Origin of the sequence: Pseudomonas sp. Sample_14 (assembly GCF_004307515.1) — a bacterium.
Taxonomy (GTDB): Bacteria; Pseudomonadota; Gammaproteobacteria; order Pseudomonadales; family Pseudomonadaceae; genus Aquipseudomonas; species Aquipseudomonas atacamensis.
Window position 1 is genome coordinate 1633 of sequence record NZ_RCOC01000052.1, and the last position, 22717, is coordinate 24349.

General features: G+C 61.2%; 14 protein-coding genes. 8 read left to right on the forward strand and 6 right to left on the reverse strand.

The window, feature by feature from the left end; translation table 11 throughout:
- Positions 1–200: 200 nt before the first annotated feature.
- The 3 genes from D8U61_RS11720 to cbiE are packed head-to-tail and all read right to left on the reverse strand — an operon-like array spanning position 201 to position 3215.
- Complete coding sequence (locus tag D8U61_RS11720; protein ID WP_130926971.1) at positions 201–917, reverse strand: cobalt-precorrin-6A reductase; 717 nt, start codon at positions 915–917, stop codon at positions 201–203.
- Positions 914–2011 carry a cobalt-precorrin-5B (C(1))-methyltransferase gene (locus tag D8U61_RS11725; RefSeq protein ID WP_130926972.1) on the reverse strand — a complete coding sequence of 366 codons (1098 nt, stop codon included), beginning with the start codon at positions 2009–2011 and terminating at the stop codon, positions 914–916. Before D8U61_RS11725 ends, D8U61_RS11720 begins: the two co-directional genes overlap by 4 nt.
- Positions 2004–3215, reverse strand: a complete 1212-nt coding sequence (gene cbiE, locus D8U61_RS11730; protein WP_130926973.1) for a precorrin-6y C5,15-methyltransferase (decarboxylating) subunit CbiE — start codon at positions 3213–3215, stop codon at positions 2004–2006. Before cbiE ends, D8U61_RS11725 begins: the two co-directional genes overlap by 8 nt.
- A 225-nt stretch (positions 3216–3440) precedes the next feature.
- On the opposite strand from cbiE, the gene D8U61_RS11735 reads away from it, so the two are divergent.
- The 8 genes from D8U61_RS11735 (at position 3441) to D8U61_RS11770 (ending at position 17757) form a co-directional block, all read left to right on the forward strand.
- Positions 3441–4112, forward strand: coding sequence for a hypothetical protein (locus D8U61_RS11735; protein ID WP_130926974.1), 672 nt, complete (start codon positions 3441–3443; stop codon positions 4110–4112).
- A complete protein-coding gene (locus D8U61_RS11740) occupies positions 4036–5073 on the forward strand; it encodes a hypothetical protein (RefSeq protein WP_130926975.1) in 1038 nt (345 codons plus the stop codon). Before D8U61_RS11735 ends, D8U61_RS11740 begins: the two co-directional genes overlap by 77 nt.
- Positions 5074–5126: 53 nt before the next feature.
- Positions 5127–5777, forward strand: a complete 651-nt coding sequence (locus D8U61_RS11745) for a hypothetical protein (protein ID WP_130926976.1) — start codon at positions 5127–5129, stop codon at positions 5775–5777.
- A 156-nt stretch (positions 5778–5933) separates the two neighbouring features.
- Positions 5934–7232: a precorrin-3B synthase gene (gene cobG / locus D8U61_RS11750; protein ID WP_130887119.1), complete on the forward strand. Its 1299-nt coding sequence runs from the start codon at positions 5934–5936 to the stop codon at positions 7230–7232.
- Positions 7225–7851, forward strand: a complete 627-nt coding sequence (locus tag D8U61_RS11755; RefSeq protein ID WP_024011415.1) for a precorrin-8X methylmutase — start codon at positions 7225–7227, stop codon at positions 7849–7851. Before cobG ends, D8U61_RS11755 begins: the two co-directional genes overlap by 8 nt.
- Positions 7851–8582 carry a precorrin-2 C(20)-methyltransferase gene (locus tag D8U61_RS11760; protein WP_051600374.1) on the forward strand — a complete coding sequence of 244 codons (732 nt, stop codon included), beginning with the start codon at positions 7851–7853 and terminating at the stop codon, positions 8580–8582. Before D8U61_RS11755 ends, D8U61_RS11760 begins: the two co-directional genes overlap by 1 nt.
- On the forward strand, positions 8582–10282 hold the full coding sequence (cobJ, locus tag D8U61_RS11765) for a precorrin-3B C(17)-methyltransferase (RefSeq protein ID WP_130926977.1): 1701 nt from the start codon (positions 8582–8584) through the stop codon (positions 10280–10282). The genes D8U61_RS11760 and cobJ overlap by 1 nt, the downstream gene beginning before the upstream one ends.
- A 368-nt stretch (positions 10283–10650) precedes the next feature.
- The gene (locus D8U61_RS11770) at positions 10651–17757 is read left to right on the forward strand and encodes a TcdA/TcdB pore-forming domain-containing protein (RefSeq protein ID WP_130926978.1); all 7107 of its coding nucleotides are present in this window, start codon (positions 10651–10653) and stop codon (positions 17755–17757) included.
- A gap of 77 nt (positions 17758–17834) precedes the next feature.
- Here the strand turns inward: D8U61_RS11770 and D8U61_RS11775 are convergent, their stop codons facing one another.
- The 3 genes from D8U61_RS11775 to purD form a co-directional block, all read right to left on the reverse strand.
- A complete protein-coding gene (locus D8U61_RS11775; RefSeq protein ID WP_016771870.1) occupies positions 17835–18431 on the reverse strand; it encodes a MarC family protein in 597 nt (198 codons plus the stop codon).
- 62 nt (positions 18432–18493) lie between these two features.
- Complete coding sequence (locus D8U61_RS11780; RefSeq protein ID WP_038861141.1) at positions 18494–21271, reverse strand: hybrid sensor histidine kinase/response regulator; 2778 nt, start codon at positions 21269–21271, stop codon at positions 18494–18496.
- Between the two features lie 99 nt (positions 21272–21370).
- On the reverse strand, positions 21371–22666 hold the full coding sequence (gene purD / locus D8U61_RS11785) for a phosphoribosylamine--glycine ligase (RefSeq protein WP_130926979.1): 1296 nt from the start codon (positions 22664–22666) through the stop codon (positions 21371–21373).
- Positions 22667–22717 lie beyond the last annotated feature (51 nt).

Genomic DNA, 22717 nt, shown 5'->3' on the forward strand with positions numbered 1-22717 from the left:
CTTGAATTTGCAGTGCCAGACCTGACGCCTTCGCGGGCAAGCCCGCTCCCACAAATTTTGTGAGTGTGCACAGATATCAGCAACATCCACGGTTCCTGTGGGAGCGAGCCTGCTCGCGAAAGCGATTTGTCAGGCACTGATGGGCTGCCGGTGCGGACGTATTCGCGAGCAGGCTCGCTCCCACAAAGGGCCGTGCCGATTCAGTGGGAAAGGGCAGCGAGGACTTCAGCGACTGATTCAAACTCCTGATCAACCCCCGGCAACCCCGGGCGCTTCAACACCAGCACCGGCACGCCGCGCTCGCGCGCCACTTCGAGCTTCGGCTCGGTGGCGCTGCTGCCGCTGTTCTTGCTGATCAATACATCGATCTGCCGGCGCTCGAACAGCGCTCGCTCGTCTTCCAGCAGAAACGGCCCACGGGCGCCGATCACTTCGCAGCGCGTATTGCCGGGATAAACGTCGAGGGCGCGCAGGGTCCAGAACTGGTGGGTGGGGATTTCGTCGAGGTGTTGCAGCGGTTCACGGCCGAGGGTGAACAGCGGGCGGTGGAACGGTTGCAGCGCTGTGATCAGTTCGGCCCAGTCACTGACCTCGCGCCAGTCATCGCCTGCTTGCGGCTGCCAGGCGGGGCGGCGCAAGGCCCAGCAGGGAATGCCGGCAAGCTGTGCCGCGCGGGCGGCGTTGGCGCTGATTTGTGCGGCGTACGGGTGCGTGGCGTCGAGCAGCAGATCGACACCTTCATCGGCGATGAACTGCGCCAGACCCTCCGCGCCGCCATAGCCGCCGACCCGAACCTGGCAGCGCAAATCGCTCGGCACCCGGCCAACGCCGGCGAGGCTGTAGATATGTTGTGGGCCGAGCGTGCGGGCAATCGCCAGCGCCTCAGTGACACCGCCGAGCAGCAAGACCCGCTTCATACGAAACCTCCGGCGTGCCCGACAACCCCGCCCTGACGATCAATGGCAAACACCTCGACCTGGACCTGCGCCGGCACTACGCTGCGAGCGAAATCCAGCGCATGGCGACAAACCTCATCCCCCAAAGCAATGCCCGCCGCACTGGCCATGGCCAGGGCTTGTTGGCTGGTATTGGCTTCGCGAATGCCTTGTTGCAATGCCGCATCCGCGCCAATCGCCGCCGCCCACTCGGCCAGTTGCGGCAAGTCGATGCTCGAATGCCGTGAGTGCAGATCCATATGCCCGGCGGCGAGTTTGCTGATCTTGCCGAAGCCGCCGCACAGGCTGAGTTTATCCACAGGTACTTTGCGCAGATGCTTGAGCACCGCGCCGACAAAGTCACCCATTTCGATCAGGGCTATTTCCGGCAGGTCATAGACCCGGCGCATGGTGTCTTCGCTGGCGTTGCCGGTGCACGCGGCGATGTGCAGATAACCGTTGGTTTTCGCTACGTCGATGCCCTGATGAATCGAGGCGATGTAAGCGGCGCAGGAAAATGGCCGGACGATGCCGCTGGTACCGAGGATCGACAGGCCGCCAAGAATGCCCAGCCGTGGATTCATGGTTTTCAGCGCCAGTTCTGCGCCGCCCTCGACATTGACCGTGACCTCGAAGCCGCCACCGTAGCCGGTTTCGGCGGCGAGCAAGGCCAGGTGATCACTGATCATTTTGCGTGGCACCGGATTGATCGCCGGCTCGCCGACGGCCAATACCAGACCCGGTCGGGTCACCGTGCCGACGCCGACACCGGCGTTGAAGCGAATTCCCGGTTCGGCGCACAGTCGCACCTGTGAATAAAGCAGGGCACCGTGGGTGACGTCAGGGTCATCGCCGGCATCCTTGATCGTCCCGGCTTCGGCGCCGTCTTCGCTCAGTCGGCAGAACTCCAGGCGCATCTGCACCTGTTTGCCCTTGGGCAAAGTGATGTGCACCGCGTCGGCAGCGATGCCGGTGAGCAACAGGCGCGCGGCGGCGAGGCTGGTGGCGGTGGCGCAGCTGCCGGTGGTGAGGCCGCTGCGCAGGGGCGCGGGTTGTTCGGCGGTTTCGTCACGCATCGAGGGGTTTGACCAGTTCCAGCAGGGTGATCGGCAACGCCTGACGCCAAGTGTCGAACTCGCCGAGCGGCTGCGCCTGGGCGACATGGATGCGCGTCAGCTCACCGCCGTATTGTTCGCGCCAATGCATCAGGGTGACTTCGCTTTGCAGGGTCACGGCGTTGGCCACCAATCGGCCGCCGGGCTTGAGCCGGTCCCAGCAGGTTTCGAATACACCCTCACGGGTGACGCCGCCGCCGATAAAAACAGCGTCCGGCCGTTCGAGGTTATCCAGTGCTTGCGGCGCCTTGCCACGAATCAGTTGCAGGCCGGGTACGCCCAGCGCATCGCGGTTGTGTTCGATCAATTGCTGACGGCCCTCGTCGGCCTCGACCGCCATGGCACGACAGCTCGGGTGCGCACGCATCCACTCGATGCCGATCGAGCCGCTGCCGGCGCCGACATCCCAGAGCAGTTCGCCGGGCTTCGGCGCCAGGCGGGCGAGGGTGATGGCGCGCACGTCGCGCTTGGTCAACTGGCCGTCGTGACGGAACGCCGAATCGGGCAAGCCGGCGAGGCGCGACAGGCCGGTAACACCGGGGTCGGCCAGGCACTCGACAGCGACTACGTTGAGGTCGGCGACCGCCGCATCGCCCCATTCCCTGGCGCTGCGTTCGATACGTCGTTCGGTGTCGCCGCCCAGATGTTCCAGAACAGTCATGCGACTTGCGCCGAAACCACGCTCGCACAGCAATTGCGCAGCGGCTGCCGGGCTGCTGCCGTCATTGCTCAGCAGCAACAGACGCACGCCGCTGAACAGATGCGCATTGAGCGCCGCCAGCGGACGCGCCACCAGCGACACAACCGTCACCTCTTGCAACGGCCAGCCCAGGCGCGCCGCCGCCAATGCGCAGGACGAAGGGGCGGGGATGATCGCCATCTCGGCGCTCGGCACATGACGCGCCAGACTGGCACCGACGCCGTAAAACATCGGATCACCGCTGGCCAGCACGCAGACCGGCTCGCCACGCGACTCGAGCACTGGCGCGAGGGAAAACGGACTCGGCCACAATTGCCGCTCGCCGCCGATGCACGGCGGCAGCAGGTCCAGCTGACGCTGGCCGCCGACGATCCGCGAAGCGCCCAGCAGAGCACGCCGGGCATTCTTGCCCAGGCCCTTGAAGCCGTCTTCACCAATACCCACAACGGTCAGCCAATCGCCCATTTCATACTCCAGATCCTGCGTCCAGCGAAGCGGGCGACATGATAACGCGACAATCGATAACTGGCTGCTGTCCTTTTTTCAGGAGCGCCGACATTGAATGTTTACATTGTTTTTTGTGATTTTTCGAGTTCTTCGCAAGTATTGAATCGGCGTTCCGCTGGAAGTACTTGTGAATATCTGGAAGGTACTTTTTTAGTAAGTTGAATAATCGAATGGATAATTGAAATGAGCGATGTTTTGAACAGTATCTCGGCACTGCCCAACCAAGGCAGTGCGACAGTGATGGGGAATAATCTGTTGTCCTTCTTTTCCGGGTTGACGCCGGAAGACAAACGATTCGTCAAAGACAGTATGCGCTGGGCAGAATACAGAGCCGATTTGCGTCATAACAGAAACAGTGAACCAGCTGCTTGGTTCGAATATTATTCTGGGGTGCTTTGGTCTGTCGGCTGGAGCCTGGAGCAGGCTCCGGTAATCCATGTTGACAAGAACTTTACCGGCAATGCGCTGGACGTCTGGGCGCGATCCTTGTCGCAACAACTAAGTCGGGAGAAAGTCGGGCTAATGAAGGAAGCGTTCCATATGCTTGAGACACATTCAGATGCAATAGATGTATTTAGAGGTGGCGCTCGGGAATGGAGCGATTTTCGTTTTTCCCCTGCTCAGTACAATTTCAATAGGGAATTGGAAATTGTCATCAGTAATGTTCGCTTGCTTGACGCGAAGTGGCCCTCTACCTATTTGTTCTGGACTATTCAGCATACGGGTTCGGAGCTTGATATCCGCTCCAGGCGCTTCTTGATCAGGTCTGCCGCGATAAATGAAAATCGGCTTCAGTTGGCTGCAGCAGTACTTGATATGCGCACGCGTGAAATTGAGTTGGCTCGGGGCGCTTGATGTTAGTTGGAGAGCTTTGTTTGCTGGTTTGTATGATGGTCTGAAATTAAATGCATGGATTTTCGATTTGATTAACTCCGGCGCTGTGATTAATTTGTTTTCCACACCAAGTCGGTGTTTTAACCAAGAAAGGAATCCATTTATGACTGAGCTGAATAAAGATGTAATCTCCGCTGTTGAGCGGTTTAGTTTGATTGCGCAAACCAATGACTTTATCGCTTCGCAGCCAGTGCTGCGCTCGCGTTCGGCAAGTGTTGGCAGTAGCTTGCCGATTGATAAAGATGAACTGAATGCTGCAATCATGGGCTCGGGTATTGCAGGTTTTGATGCAAGCATGTCCAAGCGCAGCAAGCGAATCGTTAAAAACACCTACATGTATGCCGATCTGGTTGCCTTGCTCAAGTATCCGGCCTCCAGCCAAAAGGAACAGCGCTATAACGAGTTTATGCGATTGATGAAACTGGCTGGCTGGTTTGCTTTCAGCCAGCCTTATAATCGATATACCGCTACTTCGCAAAAACTGACCATGGATAATGTTGTCCTGTCTGTTCTGCATACCGCTGTTAGTGCAGCAGTAGGACAGGGCCAGGCAGCCCTTAAATTATTGTCCACTGTGGCAGATGCGACCATGGATGCGCTGAAAAATGAACCACAGGCCCTGACGCTGTTCGAGAACAACTCGAAGAAAGCCGAAGGTGGCAATTTTTGCATGAGTGCGGCTTCGCAGGATGATGAAGGTGGTATCACCCTGGCAATCGCTGCTGTGCAATATCTGGCTTCGGCTCAACCTACCAAAGTACTGTTTGTAGAGTGGGCTACATCTGCTGTGGAGATTTATAACGCCGGCGCCACGATGTATATGGATGAGGAAGACTATGCAATGGTAGAACCGTTGATTGTCAAGGCTCTGACTGAGCAGCGTGAGAAAGCGCTCAGCTACGAATTTGGCCAATCGGTCTGAAAGTGATTAATGCCAGAGGCGCAAGCCTCTGGTTTTTTTTGTGGGAGATGCAAATGTTCGCGATTTCGAAGGTTTTCGTATGTGCAGGGGCATTAGTGCTGGTGAGTAAAGAGCTGTCGGCATCTGACATTGACGACAGTCTCGATGCGCTGCTTTACTCACAAACGGTCGCCTCGCATAAAGTTCCCGATGCTGTTGAATGCGATGCATGGAATGACGCCAATAAAACGGCTTTGAAAGTCACCGGTGCTTTGTTTTTCGACGATCCGGTTATCAGCGCGCCGGTCACTACGCCCGATACTTTTACTCTGCTGGAGTTGACTCAAGAACTCTTGCAAGGATGGGCGCCGGCAGTTTTGAACCAACAGGTAATTGCCAATCTGACCTCGCAACTGGAGAGCAACGGTGCGGCCCTTGAGTTGCTTCAGCGAAATATTCTGCAAGAGGGCAAGTCGATTCGCTTCACGCTTGGCAGCGTATCTGCGGAATCGACGCTTACGATGGTCGTCATTTCGTTTGCCGTCAAAGAGCCTGTTCCGGGCAATGTGCTTGAGCGACGCTTCAATGCTGAGCAGATAGTGGGCAACCTTGCTGTTGATTGCTACAAGGCTCTTATAGATGCCGATGATTACTGTTTCTCGAGAGCCAGGATTATCGCGTTATTGGGTGAGCGGCGCGAAAAGCAGATTATCGCCCTGACCTGAGAGCGCGGCAGAGGCAACAACTGAAGCCTGCCTGCCCCACCGGTCGAGACAGAGGGCAGACTTTTCATACCGGTGGGCAAAGCAGGCATAATACCGCGCCTTCGCCCGCGAAGCGCTTCTGCCACACAACTGGTCAGCCCCTTGAACGAACGCCCGATGTCCACTGCCTTACGCCCCTCGGCCTGCCCGGGGTTGCTGCGTATCGTCCAGGCACTGGACGGCGGTATCTGCCGGATCAAGCTTGATGGCGGTTCGATCAGCGCGGATCAGGCCGATGCGGTGGCCGCTGCCGCCGAAGCGTTTTCGAGCGGTGCGATCGAAGCGACCAATCGCGGCAATCTGCAGATTCGCGGCATCGGTGCGCAATCGGCAGCGCTGATCGAGCGCTTGCTGGCCGCTGGCCTCGGGCCAAAGAACGCTGCCGGCGACGATGTGCGCAATCTGATGCTCAGCCCGGCCGCCGGCATCGATCGGCAGATGCTGATCGACACGCGCTCGCTCGCAGGGCAAATCCTCGACACCTTGCAAAGCCATCCGCGCTTCCATGAGTTGAGCGCCAAGTTCGCCGTGCAGCTCGATGGCGGCGAAGCGCTGGCGATGCTCGAACATCCGCACGATCTGTGGCTGTCGGCATTCGAGCGTGACGGCGAAGTCCTCTGGGCATTCGGTCTGGCCGGTTGCCCAATCGATCGGCCTCTCGGCGCTGTGACTCAGGACAACGCTCATGCGCTGGTGGTCGCCGCGCTGGAACTGTTCCTCGACCTGGCCCGGCCAGAGCAAACACGGATGCGCCATCTGCTCGATGAGTTGCCCAGGCTCGCGTTTCTGGAATCGTTGCGCGAGCGCGTATCGCTCAAGGCAATCAGCAATTGGCAGCGCCCGGCGTCGGCAGACGCGCTGCACATCGGCGCTCATCAGCAGAACACGCAAGGCCGCTGCTACGTCGTCGCGGTGCCGCCACTGGGCCGTCTCGATCCGGCGATGCTGCGTGGCGCGGCGCAACTGGCCCGACAGTCTGGCGATGGCAGTCTGCGCTTCACGCCGTGGCAGAGCCTGCTGCTGCCGAACGTGAAAGCCACGGATACCGACAACGTGCTTGAGCAGTTGCGGGCGTTGGGCCTGCTGACGACCGACGCCGAACCGCTGACAAGGCTGATCGCCTGCACCGGCGCCGATGGCTGCGGCAAAGGCCTTGCCGACACCAAGCAGGATGCCCGGCAACTGGCACCTTTGCTGCCCGCAGGGCTCAGCGTGCACCTGTCGGGCTGCTCGCGCTCCTGCGCCGCCGCCCATTGCGCGCCAGCCACGCTGCTGGCCGTCGCCCCCGGTCATTACGACCTCTATTTTCGCGATGCAGCACAGCCCGGATTCGGCACGCTGCACGCCTGCAACCTTACTATTGAAGCGGTCGCGACCCTGCTCGACGCCCGCTCCCGGAGCCCCCTTGATGCTTGATTACATCCGCGACGGTCAGGAGATCTATCGCAACTCCTTCGCGATCATTCGCCGCGAGGCCAATCTGGCGCGCATTCCCGCCGATCTGGAGAAACTGGCGGTGCGGGTGATCCACGCCTGCGGCATGGTCGAGGCCGTCGACGGTCTGCAATTCTCCGAGGGCGCGGGCAAGGCCGGGCGCGATGCTCTGGCGGCCGGTGCGCCGATTCTCTGCGACGCGCGGATGGTCTCCGAAGGCGTGACCCGCGCGCGCCTGCCGGCCAATAACCAAGTGATCTGCACTTTGCGCGACGACAGCGTGCCGGAGCTTGCCCGTGAGCTGGGCAACACCCGCTCGGCCGCCGCGCTGGAGCTGTGGCGCCCGCACCTCGAGGGCAGTGTGGTGGTGATCGGCAACGCACCGACCGCGCTGTTCTACTTGTTGGAAATGCTCGACGCCGGCGCGCCAAAACCGGCACTGATCCTTGGCTTCCCGGTCGGCTTCGTCGGTGCTGCCGAGTCGAAAGCGGCACTGGCCGCCGACAGTCGCGGCGTGCCGTTCGTGATCATGCAGGGTCGCCTGGGCGGCAGTGCCATGGCCGCCGCCGCCGTCAATGCCCTCGCCACGGAGATCGAATGATGGAGGCCAAAGGACGTCTGATCGGCCTCGGTGTCGGCCCCGGTGATCCGGAACTGATCACCGTCAAAGCCTTGCGCCTGCTGCGCGAATCGCCAGTGGTCGCGTATTTCGTGGCCAAGGGCAAGAAGGGCAATGCGTTCGGCATCATCGAGGCGCATCTGGTCGAGGCGCAGAATCTGCTGCCGCTGGTCTATCCGGTGACCACCGAGGCGTTGCCGGCGCCGCTGTCCTATGAACAGGTCATCAGCGATTTCTACGACGAAGCCGCTGTGGCGGTCGCCGAACATCTGGATGCCGGCCGCGATGTGGCCGTGATCTGCGAAGGCGACCCGTTCTTCTACGGCTCCTACATGTACCTGCATGACCGCCTCGCCAGCCGTTATGAGGCCGAAGTCGTGCCCGGCGTGTGCTCGATGCTCGGCGGCGCTTCGGTGCTCGGCGCGCCGCTGGTGTATCGCAATCAGAGCCTGTCGGTGCTTTCCGGCGTGCTGCCCCAGGAAGAATTGAAGCGGCGTCTGGCCGATGCCGATGCGGCGGTGATCATGAAACTGGGACGCAACTTTCCCAAGGTGCGTCAGGTGCTGGAAGAACTCGGTCTCGCCGAGCGCGCGCTGTATGTCGAGCGCGCGACCATGGCCAACCAGAAGATCGTGCCGATGGATCAGGTCGAGCCGATGTCCTCGCCGTACTTCTCGCTGATCATCGTCCCGGGCGAACGGTGGCAAGGTTGATGAGCCAAGCGACTCCCGCCATCGTCATTCTCGGCCAGGGCAGCCTCGCTACGGCGCGGCGCATTCAGCAGGTCTATCCGGCGGCGCAGGTCCATGGCCTTGCCGGACGGGTCGAAGGCGCCGACAGCCGCTATGAGCAATTCGGCGCGACCCTGCGCGCGTTGTATCAGCAGGACACGCCGATCATTGCCTTGTGCGCAGCCGGCATTGTCATTCGCACGCTGGCGCCGCTGTTGCTGGAGAAAGGCGCCGAACCCGCTGTGCTGGCGGTGGCCGAAGACGGCAGCGCGGTGGTGCCGTTGCTCGGTGGCCTCGGTGGGGTCAATGTCATGGCCCGGGAGATCGCGGCGGCGTTGCAAGTGGCGCCGGCGATCACCACCAGCGGCGAATTGCGCTTTGGCACCTGCCTGCTCAATCCGCCGAGCGGCTATGCACTGGCGGATCTGGAGTCGGGCAAACGCTTCGTTTCCGACCTGCTCGCCGGGCACAGCGTGCGCATCGAAGGCGCGGCGCCATGGCTGGATCAGGCGCAGTTGCCGCAGGATCCGCAGGCGCAGCGGTCGATTCATGTGAGCAGTGCGCAGCGGGTGGCCAGTGCCGATGAATTGCTGATCTACCCGCGCAGTGTGGCGGTGGCGGTGAGTGCTGAGGTGGCGGATCTGCCGAACGCCATTCGCACTGCGTTGCAACAGGCCAGCGTCGCCGTGCCGGCACTGGCGTGTCTGGTGGCAGCAGACGCTGAAATGGCCGCATCGAATTTGCGCGAAGCTGCGCTCGAGTTGGGCGTGCCGCTGCGCTTCGTCGCGGCGCAAAACGATCTTCAGACGTTGGCCCGGGTTGCAGTGCCTGCGGCGAAGGTGATCAGCGCAGAACATCTGGCGATCGCGATTGCCGAGCAACCGCTGGACGTCGCGCAGATCGGCCGCCCGCGTGGTCGCCTCGCGGTCATTGGCCTTGGCCCCGGCGCCGCCGAACTGATGGTGCCAGCGGTGAAAGCCGAACTGGCCCGCGCCACCGATGTGCTTGGCTACGAAACCTACGTGCGCATGGCCGGCCCGTTCCGCGACGATCAGGTGCAGCACTGCACCGACAATCGCGAAGAAATGCAGCGTGCCCGCCATGCCTTCAGGCTCGCCGCCGCAGGCCGCTCGGTGATCGTGGTTTCCTCGGGCGACCCGGGGGTATTCGCCATGGCCGCTGCGGTGCTCGAAGCCCTGCACGAATCGGACGATCCGGCGTGGCACAGCGTTGATCTGGAAATCCTCCCCGGCGTTTCCGCCTCGCTGGCCACTGCGGCTCAGGCCGGTGCGCCGCTGGGCCACGACTTCTGCGTGATGTCGCTGTCGGACAACCTCAAGCCGTGGGCGATCATCGAGAAACGTCTGGATCTGGCCGCCGAAGCGGATCTGGCCCTGGCGTTCTACAACCCGATTTCCCGGGCGCGCCCGTGGCAGTTGGGCCGGGCGCTGGAGATCGTTGCGCAGCACCGCTTGCCTGAAACACCGGTGGTCCTTGGTCGGGACATCGGCCGGCCGGGGCAGACACTGCGCACCACGACCCTGGGCGCATTGACACCGGAACAGGTGGACATGCGCACCATGGTGCTGATCGGTTCTTCGACCACCTGCACCTTCGCCCGTGCCGGGGGCGGTGAATGGGTGTACACGCCGCGTTGGTATGGTGAAAAACCGCTTTCCTGAAAAATCCTCCGCTCATGCAATTCTCAGCGACGGGAAAGTTTGAGCGGTTGTAAGTCCGATTGAAGTTTCAATTGTTTTCCACCAGCAATAAACAATGGTCATGTCCCACAGGGCAGGGCCATTTTTTATGCCCGACGGTCGCGCCGGTCCGCTAATTATTTCGCTGCCGTTACAGCGTACTGCTCCGGTGTTATCAGATATTGCCGGGGACAAGCTTTGTATTCCTTGTTGTTTGTGTGGCGCGTATTCGCCCACTAGGGTGCTGTGTTCACAGCACTTGTCGAGTGTCGTTCAAATCAATCTACCGCTCTGCAGCGGCGCGAAAGTGTGCGCGGTCAATGAGCCATTTAATAAACAAGGAGTGTGTAATGGCTTTGAAAAACGATTATTCGTTCGGGCGAGCGTTCATATCTGCGCAAGAGTATTCGGTGATCTCCAAGGCGTTACGGGAGTTCTCTGCCTCGGCGCAGTACCAAGCGCTGAACGATTGTTACCAGCAAGCCAGTCAAACGACCGATCCGGTGTCGTTGTTGACCCTGGCGAGCCTGTTTCAAGAGCAACTTGCAGCGCTGCTCAAACGCAAGAAAACCCCTGTCCCGGTGGCTGTCGATGACATTGCGCGCGGGCTGCAACGTTATCTGTCACGGCTTTCGACGACCGTGGAAATGTTGTCGGGGCTGATCCGGCCGGTTCCGAAGGTTATCCATTTCGTTTGGGTTGGCGGCAGCGAAGTCGGTGTCAATCAGCGCGATTACATGAATATCTGGCGCCAGGTAATGGCGGCGGAGGGTTACCGCTTCAACCTTTGGTACGACAGCGATGCGTTGCTGGCTTTCGAGATGAACCGGGTCATTCTCGACAGTGCCAGGGCTGATGCGATGGCGTCCGGTGGCGCTGCACTCAAGCATGCCGGGCAACTGGCGACGATGATTGAAGACCGCGCACGGGTGTTGAAACAGCAGATGTTCGACTACCTCAGCCAGCCGAAGTGGAAGGGGCGAGCCGATCAAGCGCGCATCGATCTGATGGTGCGTGCTTATGGCAAGGACCGCGCGACGCTGCAGGCTTTTCGTCAGCGCTGCCTGGACAGCCATCTGGCGATGGTTGGCGCGGATCTGCAATTACGCGATGTATCTCACGCCTTTGCCGATGACTTGCTGGCGGACGTCTACCGTCGCGAAGTGTCGATGCGTGGCAATTTCGCTGCGGCGAGCGATGTAGTGCGCTTGCAGGCGGAACTTCGTGAAGGCGGGCGTTATACCGACATGGATTATCTGCCGCCACTGCTCGACAAGTTGGGCGGTGTCGATATCAGCGATTACAGCCAGACGCAGAAAATCGGTGTTCTGCAACTTCTATTGAACAATGACCCGCAGTTGATGCCTGGACGCGATCCACAGCATTACCCCGACAGAACCGACAGTCTTCCACAACAACATAAACAACTTCTCGAGGATTTTGCTCGCAGCAAACCCGACGTGCTTGAACTGTTCGTGCCGCCACAAACCGTGGAGGCCGGCGAGAACGGCTTTCGCATGGGGCTGCAAATCGGCGAAGAAATGAATGCACATTTCATCGCCCAGCCGGGCAGCGGCATGACGATGTCGATCATGCAAGTGATTCGGCTTAATTACGACGTGCTTACTGAAGTTGAAAGACGCATGGCCAACTCGGGATCCGGGTGGGCCGACAGTGAAACCCTGACCACGGTCGCTGCGGCAGTCATCGAAGAGATGTTGGTCAGGTCGAACTTCACCAACTGGAATGAAGCTTATGCCTACCAATTGCTCAAAGCGGTTGTCACCTATTACCAGGACGGCATTCGTAATGACGCGGGGGGAACGGTAACGCTCACCGGCCCCGGCGCGGCCCTCGCCGGATTGCATGAATACATTGAAGCCAATTGCGATCCGTTTTTCACTCGTCAGGTGCTGGCGCAACAGCGTTTGCGCGAGGGCTACAACGTCAATACCGAAGAGGAAACCATTTCCGGCTGGATCGTCAGGGGCACGGAAAAAGACTGGCTGGAGATGGAACACGCCCGTTGGGCCGAGGGCAAGCTCAAATCCCGTTATGCCGGACGCTTGTCCGACCTGCTCAGTGATCGAAGCCTGACCTTCGAACGCGGCTGGCCCGTTGTCGAAGGCAAACCGGTGCTGTTGACCGCGGTGCTGCAGCGCTTGATGGATGATCTGGGCGAGCCGTTCATCCGAGCGATGCGAGACAAGCTGAGCGGGGAGGTTACCTTCGATCAAGCCGTGGTCATCGACTTCGACACCCGCCAACAGGTGCTCGCGCAAGGACCTGTCGTGGCGCCGAGCTCCCGTGGCGCGGATTCCGTCAGCCATCTCAACGAACTGTTCAGCCGCATCGCCCACGGCACGCTGCCGCTGGAGCAACTGAGCCCCGCGATGCGGGTCGTGCTCGGGGGGATTTTCGGCGCGACGAGCGTGGACGAGGGCGGCTTCGCCGATACCTGGCAACAGGTGCGCGACCTGGCCATCGCAACTGACCGCGACGGCACTTTCGCGCGCTACGATGCGATTGAAAAAGCCGTGCGCCAGCGCCGCTCGGCGGCGTTCGAGAACGGGCTGGGACGCGACCTGCCGACGGCCACATCGACGACTCGCGAGCTCAAGGTGCAAGCCATGTCCGAGCCGCTGACGCTGCGCCAGTGGGGCGAGCGTATCGGCCAGATCAAGCGCAGCGCCCGGCAGGAGTTTCGCACGCAGATCTTGCAGCGCAGCGGCCAGGTGCGTGACGTCTTTTTCAAGGCCGGCGCGGTGTCGGTCAAGCAGTTGCCGCAGGATCTGTTGCAGCACAACGCAGGCGACCCGGGGCGCCGCTGTTATCCGCTGGTGCTGCTGATGGGCGCCGCCGTTGCAGCTGGCGAGCCGGCGGAGCGGGCGTTGGTCGGGCATGTCGCCAGCGCCAGCGCGAGTCCCGACGAACTTGGCTCGCGGGCGTTGCGCAGTGCGCTGGACGAACTGCGCGCCTTGCCCACCGGCGAGGTCGGCAGCGCTCGCGGCGTGCAACGCCTGGACGGCATCATGGCTGCGCTTGACGCCAGTGCGGCACCTGCGGTGTTGCTGCTCGACACCGGCGACCACGCCCTGCTGCTGGCCAAAGTGCGAACCGGTGAGCACGCGGCCTATCGCTTCTACGACCCCAACTTTGCTATCTATGGGTTTGCCGATGGTGCGCAGTTGCAGCGTGGCGTAGAGCATTATCTGAGCGCAGACGATAACGCGCTGGCGAAGCTTTATGGTCTGGGCGATGCGGCCAACGCGCCATTCAACGTGATCGAACTGGACACCTCGGCGATCGCCGAACGCAGGCTATCATCGGATCTGCGCGTGGACAGTTTTCTGCACAACGTTGCACTGGCCGATCCGCAGGGAGCGTCGATCTGGCACAAACAAGCGTTGGCCCGCACCCGATCTCTGGGCGAAAACGCTCGACTGGGCGCCAGTCTCGCGCAACTGGATGCACGCTACTGGGCCAGCGAGTTCGAGCAGGCGACCGAGCGCTTGCGCCTTGAGCACAAGGTGGCGGGTGATTACGTGCCGTTGCTCGATACCCTCGGCAACAAAGCCGACGGCGGCCACAGCATTACCCTGATCGATCCGCGCAATGCGCAAAACACCCTGACGGTGATCACCCGCGATTCGCGCTTTCAGAAAATCAGGCAATACGTCGAACGACTCGTGCAGGGCGGTGCGGCCCGGCCCGTGCAGACGGCTGACCACGACGGTGGCAGCCGGCTGAGTTTCGCCTTTGCGATCCAGACGCTGATCAGTGAAATGCGCCAGCGCGATTACCGCGCTGGCGATACCGTGCCGGCGTTGACCGTTGCTCTGCAGATCCAGGTGTACGTCAGTTATGCACAGCTGGGCTTTGGTGTCGCCAGCGATGCTGTGCAGATCGTCCAGCTGGTGCGTCAGGCAGCAGCGGCCGAGCGGGCGTTGCAGCAGGGCTCATTCGCCGCACTCCTGGCAGGACAGGCCGCCACGGGCGTTGGTGTGGCATTTTCCGTGGCCAATATCGGCTTCGACATCTACAACCTGACGCAGGCAGAGAATCATGAGCAGCGAGCGCGGTTCTCCACGTCCCTGGCGTTCAACACGGCGGCGCTGGGTCTGGATCTTGTCGCTCTGGCAGCGGGCGGAACGGTGGGCGCGTTCGCCGCAGCGCTGGCCGTGCCGCTACTGGGCGTGGGTATCGGGGTGACCGCCGTTGCCAGCAATCTCGGGCAGATCATGGACAAGGCTGCGGCCATTGGCGAGCACCTCTCGCAGATTCACGACGCTTATCAGCAATCTTACGAACGCGCTGGTGCGGTCTTGCAGTTCCCGTCATTGGCAGTGATTACCGAGGTGGATCTGCACAGCAGAAGGGTGGCGTTCGAGGGGCAAAAGTTTTACCCATGGAAAGGCAGTGCGCTGGAGCTGCCGCAGTACGACGATGATCCAGCCAGGCGACATGCCGCGATCAACATCCCCAGAGCCTTTCAACGGCCTGCTGTCGGCAGCGTCTGGGGGACCTTGCCCGAGGCGCTGGTGCTGCCCTGTTCACCCGTCTGTTACTTCGGCTACGAATATCAGCTCGGCAGCGCCGGGGCCGTGCCTTTTTCCACGACCCGCTATCCGCGGTTGCATGACCGTCTGGCACATCAGCTGGAATATGACGCGCTCGGTAACCGGGTGTTCTACCTGTTCAGTACGCCGTTTGCGCCGCACATACTCTACAAGCTGCATCCGGTCTTCATGGTCACGACGATCAAGGTGCAGTTGAGCGCTGAGGTCAGCCAACTGGTGGTTCCGGACCTGCCACCAGAGTGGCGCGAGAAGATTGCCTACCGGATCACCGCGCCGCAGGGGCAGTACCAGATTCGGTTGGTGCCAGGCCTGCTGGCGGTGAATTTCGAACAAGCGCAGGGCTGGGAACGGGTGACGTGGACGGTGCAAGCGTCCTGGGCCCGGGTCGAGCAGGTCAGTTTTCGGGAAAAGCCACGGGACAGCATCGACAGCGCACCTGACATGCTGGTCGATGGTCTGGTGTTGAATCGTTTCGATGGTGTCATCGAGCTCGCCGAGGGACTGTTCCGGATCGACTGGACAGGCCTCAGCCTGCATCTGATCGGCGTTGTCCTCGACTACGAAAACAAAGCTGCGGATCAGCTGCGCAGCGCCGACATGACAGCCAGCGGCATCCCGGCGCCGGTTCTACGCTATCTGCGCGCTCAGGTCACCAGCGGGCAATTGACCGCAGCGTATTTGCCGTTACGTAACTTCAGAGTGCCGTTCAATTCGCCGGGCCAGCCAGTGGTGACCACCGGCTATTACGACACCGCGCGGGATCGGGTGCTGTTCGCACGTAACCTGCCGCAGGAGGTCAACGAGGGCGTGGTTCTGGCAGGCGTCAGCGCGGGCCATGCGTGGTTTTATCATCCCGATCATCCATCGCTGTGGCGGGTCGATGTGCTGACCGGCACCGTCCAGCATCGCTACCGTCTGAAAAATCCGCGTATGGGATCGACGATCATTGGCTGCCAACAACAAGCCGATGGTGCGCTGCGGATTGTGCAGAAGCTGACGGCAGAAGCGTTGCATGGCACCACCACCATCGAGTATCGGATCACCGGTCGGGATGTGGAGCTGACGGCTTGCAAGATCACTTTCGCGGCAGAGGATTATCGGTTCGAACCGCGCGAAGCGCTTCGACAAATCGATGCCCCGTTCAGGCGCGAATCGCCAGACACGGCCGCCAGCAGCAGCGGCTGGTCTTATGCTCCGTTCATTGTCGTGGAAGGCTATGCCGGGTTGCGTCGGCGCGACCGGGCGTGGCTGAACAAGGCGACGGGCAAGTGCATTCAGGCCGGGCAGGACCGGTCCTGGCCCGAGGACTTGTTGATGCTGGTGCCGTCCAGCTCGGAAAACAACGCGGTGCTGTTCTATAGCCCGCAGGAGCGGACGATCAGCCGCGGCATCGAACCCCGTGCCGGTCATTGGCAGAATGTGGTGATCGAGCGCGATGTGGTGGAGGTCACTCAGACCAATCAGCGTTTCATCGCCACCAAGGACGACGGCCGACTGTTCGAAATCGATATCGTCGACGTGCCGGCAGCGGCAGCGATCGACGACGCGATTGTGTTTCAGTACGGGGTACCTTCCCTTGCCCACAGAAGCGATGAGGCGTGGCTCGATCAGGCCGATAAGCCGTCGATTCTGCGGTTCGCCGGTGTCGGGCAGCGTTGGTTGCAGCGACATTCCGATTGGTTGAGCGCATTGCCCGCGCTGGCCACGAAAGCGCCGTTGCTGCCGTTGCCGATCTTCGGTTTACGTGATGTGGCAGGTCAGGCGTTCCTGGCGGCATGGTTTGTCGATGGCAGAATCGCTGTGGCCGATATCGGTCAGGGCAAGGAGCTGGCGCTGCTCGGTCTGACCCCGGATAACAGCGCGGTCTGGTTGCTTGAAATCAGCACCGGACAACTTTATCGCCAGCCGCTGATGGCGATCGAAGCACTGCGGGGAGTGTTTGCCGAGGACCATCGCTTGCTGAAATCGGAGGCGCTCGGCAGGCCTGAAAAGGTCTGGACGTCATGGACTTTTGCTGAGGTGCGACGCCAGGGTGAAGGGCTGGTCGCGCAGACCCTCGACGGGGTGCATCTGCAATTGCTGGATAGCCAGCCGGCAATGATCGTTGGCGTGGAAAATCGCTGGTCTCATGTGCCGGGTCAGAGTGATGAACAGTTACGTGCGCGCCTGCGAGCGTTGTTGCACGGACATGCCCACGCGTCTGTCATACAAGTGGCAAGTGCAACCGGACGCTACCTGTATTACCTGCCGCAACTTGACCGGCTGTTCGATCTGGCCGGGCGCAGCGACGGGCAGTGGTCGGCATTTCTCGGTACGCGCGGGTCGAAGCAGCCGATGCTGTTCGACCCGGTCGACCGGTTGATTTTCAGCGCCGGCCCGAACGACGGCGTCTGGCTGCCCGGCAGTTATGCCCAGCGCGACGCCGAAGTCCTGGCGCTCGAGGTGGGTGATGACATGACAGAGATCGAGCCATTGCTGCCCGAAGGCGTCGCCAGGCTGCTGCTGGCTTACGGTTCGCAGACCTCGGGTTATCGGCTGTCGCAAGCGTCCTTCCAGCGCCTGGACTGCATCGTGGTCGATGGACGACAGGCTACAGATGCTGAAACGGCAGAACCTTGCCTGCTGGATCTGGATCTGGACGAGTGCGGGCATTGGTGGATGTCACGGGTCGATGACGATGTGGTGCTGACCGATCCGGACTCCGGACACAGTCTGATCGTGCGTAATTTCGACGGACAACGCCCACTGCTACTGATGCTGCCCATCGCCGGGCGGCCACATACCTTGACGCTGGCTCAAGGGCTGCAAGCCTTCGCCACTGCGCGCGGTGTCGAGGCAACGGTCAGCCTGACAGCGGTGATCGCAGCGCTGCGCTGAGGTCGCCATGCACAACAAAACGCCGCGAACGGTGACCGTACGCGGCGTTTGTTGTCGCGGTTGCACTGCGACAATGCTCAAGGCACCAGATAACCCTTCACACCGGTAAAGATGATTTGCGCTGCCAGCGCGCAAACGAACAATCCCATCAAGCGGCTGACAATCTGCAAGCCCTGATCGCCGAGAATCCGCTCGATGCGATTGGACAGGTACAGCACCACACCGACAGTGAAACTGGCGAGCGCAATACTCATGATTGCGGTGAGCTTGTCGTCCCAGTGCGGCTGGCTGACGCCCATTACCAGCAAGGCGCCGATGGTGCCGGGGCCGACCGTCAGTGGAATGGTCAGCGGCACGATGGTCACGTCCTGCTGCACATTGTCGGCCTGCACCGCCGGTTTGCCCTGAGCCATGCCGAGCGCGGAAATGAACAACACGCTGCCGGCACCGATGCGGAAGGCGTCCACGGTGATGCCGAAGACATCGAAAATCACCCGCCCGAACAAATACAGCAGAACACTGGAAATCAGTGTGGCGAGGGCGACCTTCCACGCCAGACGCCGCTGTTCCTTGCGCGAATAGCCACGGGTCAGGCTGATAAAGCAGGACAACACGAAGAACGGGCTGTAGAGCACCAGCATCTTCAGATAAACGCTGAACAACACATGGAGCATGATGCAAGCTCACTGGCGATGGAGTCGGGGGGAGTCTATCAGGCACCGGACAATCTGTCGGTTTACGACGGCTGGGTCGTGGCCCGGTTCTGCTGATCGCGTTCGGCGACCCAATGCTCGATCAGTTCACGCAGTTGCGACAGCTCGACCGGTTTGGACATGTGTCCGTCCATGCCGGCCTGGCGTGCGCGCTCTTTATGTTCGGCGAGAATGTGCGCGGTGAGGGCGACGATCGGTGTGCGGATGCGCTGATTGCTGACTTCCCAGGCGCGCAGTTGCTGCGTCGCGGAGAAGCCATCGAGGATCGGCATTTCGCAGTCCATCAGCACCAGGTCGTAACGCTGGGCCTTCATCGCTTGCAGCGCTTCTTCGCCATTGCTCGCGGTGTCCGGTTGCAGATTGAGCTTGCCGAGCATGCCGCGAATCACTTTGGTCGAAATGGTGTTGTCTTCGGCGACGAGGATGCGGAAGTCGCTCGGCACCTTGGCCGCTGTGGCCGCCGTAACGACTTGCGGCTGGAACACCACCTGGCCCTTGTTGCGCTGATTGAGTTCGTCCGCCAGCGTGGTCTTGAGCGTATAACCGGCCACCGGTTTGGCCAGAATCCGTTTGATCCCGGAATTGCGCGCAATGATCTTGCTCGGCGCGTTGCTGATGCCGGTGAGCATGATCAGCAGAATGTCGTGGTTCAGGCTCGGGTCTTCCTTGATCTTCGCTGCCAGTTGCATGCCGGTCATGCCGGGCATGTTCTGGTCGAGCAGGACCACGTCGAAGTAATCGCGCAGGTGCGCCTTGGTGCGCAGCAGCGCCAGCGCTTCCTTGCCCGACGGCACGGCGCTTACATTCAGGCCCCAGGCGCTGCATTGCTGTACCAGCACTTTGCGGCAGGTGTCGTTATCGTCGACCACCAGCACCCGCGCGCCCTGCAGCGGGCTGTCCAGATCGGAGGTCGGATGTTCGAGGCGATCCGGGTCCAGTGGCAAGGTCAGCCACAAAGTGCTGCCCTGGGTGGCGCCGCTCTTGATGCCGAACTCGCCTTGCATCAGACGAATCAGTTGGCGCGCAATCACCAGGCCGAGATTGCCGCCCAGGCGATTGGCCGAGAGGAAGTGCTTGCTGTGCAATTCGGCGTGCAGCAGCGCCTCGCGCTCTTCCGGCTCCATCGGCACGCCGCTGTCCTGCACGGCAATGCGCAGGCGCGGTTTGCTGCTGCGCTCGTCCAGGGCAACGACGATCAGCACTTCGCCTTCTTCGGTTTTCTTCAGGGCGTTTTCCAGCAGGCTCAGCAAGGTCTGGCGCAGGCGCGTCGGATCGCCGCTGATTACCCGTGGCACTTGCGGCTGGATGAAGCTGATCAGCTCGACGTTCTGTTGCTCGGCCTTGGCCCGGTAGATGCTCAGGCAATCATCGATCAAGGCGTTGAGGTCGAACTGCACGTCATCGAGTTCGATCTGCCCGGATTCGAGCTTGGAGATGTCGAGGATCTCGTTGATCAGCGTCAGCAGTTCGTTGCCGGCGCTGTGGATGGTCTGCACGTAATCGCGTTGCTTGACCGACAGCGGCGTGCCCAGCAGCAGCTCGGTCATGCCCAGTACACCGTTCATCGGTGTGCGGATTTCGTGGCTGATCTTGGCGAGGAATTCGGCTTTGGCGTTGATTTCGGCGTTGCTTGCCGCGAGGTCGCGGCTGATGCTGAAACGGCTTTCGGTGATGCTGCGCTGTCGCTCGCCCAAGGCAATGCTCATCAGCAGGCCGCTGATGCAGATGAACACCATCAGCGTCATGATCAGGCCTTGCGGCGTGACCAGTGTCAGCCCCAGCAGCGCCGGCAGGATAACCAGCGTGCCGATGTTGAACACGACCATGGCGGCGACGAACAGACGCGCCGGGCGATAGCCTTTTTGCCAGTGATAGAAGCCCACCAGCAACATGCTCAGGCCGGCCAGTGCGACCAGTGCGTAGGTGATGATGTTCAGCGGCAAGGTGTTGACGAACAGCAGCAACAGGCTGCACGTGACGATCAACAGAATGTCGCCCCACAGCAGTTTGTTCAGCGCGTGCTGGCCCAGTGGCGCAAAGAAGCGCAGGGCGAACATCAACCCGGCTGGAGCCGTCAGCAGCAATGCCAGATAAGCGCCCGGCGTCTGAATGGCTTGCCAGTTCGGCAGCCACGGACCGGCGAGGTTGAGCAACAGGAACAGACTCAGCCCCAGCAGGCCCTCACAGATCGCCAGCCACAGACTGCTGCGCGAGCGCGAGTAGGCGTAGCGCACCAGGTTGTGCAGCAGGAGCATGGCGAGGCAGCCGAACAGCAGGCCGAAAATCAGCGTCTGCTTCTGATCGGCGGCGCCTTCGATTGCCGCTTGCAGGGTGATGTGCGGGCGCAGCTGATGGCCGGAAACCATGCGTACGTAGACGTCCAGCGGCTTGTCAGCCTGGGGCAGCGGCAGCATGAAATCGCTGCTCGGCAACGGATGTTCGGCCTGCGGTCGTTCGTTGCCGGTATTGCGTTGCTCGATCAGCCGGTCGCCGTCGAGCACGTAGAGATTGAGTTGGGACAGGTCGGGGGCAAAGATGCGCAGCACTTGTTCGTGCTTGCCCGGCGCCAGTTTGAAGCGCAGCCACAGGGCGCCGTCGGGTTCGGCCGCGGTCAGGCGGTCAAGCTCGATGGGGCTGAATTGATTGGTGTAGCGAGCGGAGCGGATGTCGCTCAGTTGCAGGATGCCCTGATCGTCAAGCAATACCGACCAGCCACTGCCTTGCGCGGCCTGGGCCGGGAGCATGCAGAGCAAGGTCATCAGCGTGACGGTGAAGCTTATGGCAATCCTGAGCCAGCGCACGGCGAAATCCCTTCGTAGGTTGATGCCAGAATATAACGATGCGCGACGACCGAACAGCCCGGCGAGGAATGGCATCCCGCGCCGGGCCTGATGGATCGCTTACTCCTGGGTTTCGCCGCGTTCACGGGCAATGGCGCGGTAGCCGATGTCCTTGCGGTAGAAGCAGCCTTCCCAGTCGATGGCAGCGGCCAGTTTGTAGGCTTGCTGCTGAGCTTCACCGACGGTGGCGCCCATGGCAGTGGCACACAGTACACGACCACCGGCAGTAACGACCTGACCGTCTTTCAGTGCGGTGCCGGCGTGGAATACTTTGCCTTCCAGAGTTGCCGCCGCGTCCAGACCGTTGATCGCTGCGCCTTTGGCGTAGTCGCCCGGGTAGCCGCCAGCAGCCAGAACGATGCCAACGCTCGGACGCGGATCCCACTGTGCTTCGATCTTGTCCAGCGCTTGCGCCAATGCGGCTTCAACCAGCAGCACCAGGCTCGATTGCAGACGCAGCATCACCGGTTGGGTTTCCGGATCGCCGAAGCGGCAGTTGAACTCAATGACTTTCGGGTTACCGGCCTTGTCGATCATCAGACCGGCATAGAGGAAACCAGTGTAGACGTTACCTTCGTCGGCCATGCCGCGCACGGTCGGCCAGATCACCTGATCCATCACGCGCTGATGCACGTCGGCGGTGACCACCGGGGCAGGGGAGTAGGCACCCATGCCACCGGTGTTCGGGCCGCTGTCGCCGTCGCCGACGCGTTTGTGGTCCTGGCTGGTGGCCATCGGCAGCACGTTCTTGCCGTCGACCATGACGATGAACGAAGCTTCTTCGCCGTCGAGAAATTCTTCGATCACCACACGTGAACCGGCGTCGCCAAACGAGTTGCCGGCGAGCATGTCACGCACGGCGTCTTCGGCTTCGGCCAGGGTCATGGCGACGATCACGCCTTTGCCAGCAGCCAGGCCATCGGCCTTTATCACGATCGGCGCGCCTTTCTCACGCAGATAAGCCAGGGCCGGCTCGATCTCGGTGAAGTTCTGGTAATCGGCGGTCGGGATCTTGTGGCGCGCGAGGAAATCCTTGGTGAAGGCTTTCGAGCCTTCCAGTTGCGCAGCACCGGCGGTCGGACCGAAGCAGTCCAGGCCACGGGAGCGGAACAGATCGACCACGCCAGCCACCAGCGGCACTTCCGGGCCGACGATGGTCAGGGAAACGTTTTTCTCGGCGAAGTCAGCCAGTTGCTCCAGCGCCAGCACGTCGATGGCGACGTTCTCGCACTTGGCTTCAATGGCAGTGCCAGCGTTGCCCGGTGCAACGAAAACCTTCTGCACACGCGGATCCTGAGCCACTTTCCAGGCCAGAGCGTGTTCACGGCCACCGCTGCCAATGATCAAAACATTCATTTCAAAAACCTCGGATGACGCTAATTCTGTGGGGGCTGATCGTTCCCACGC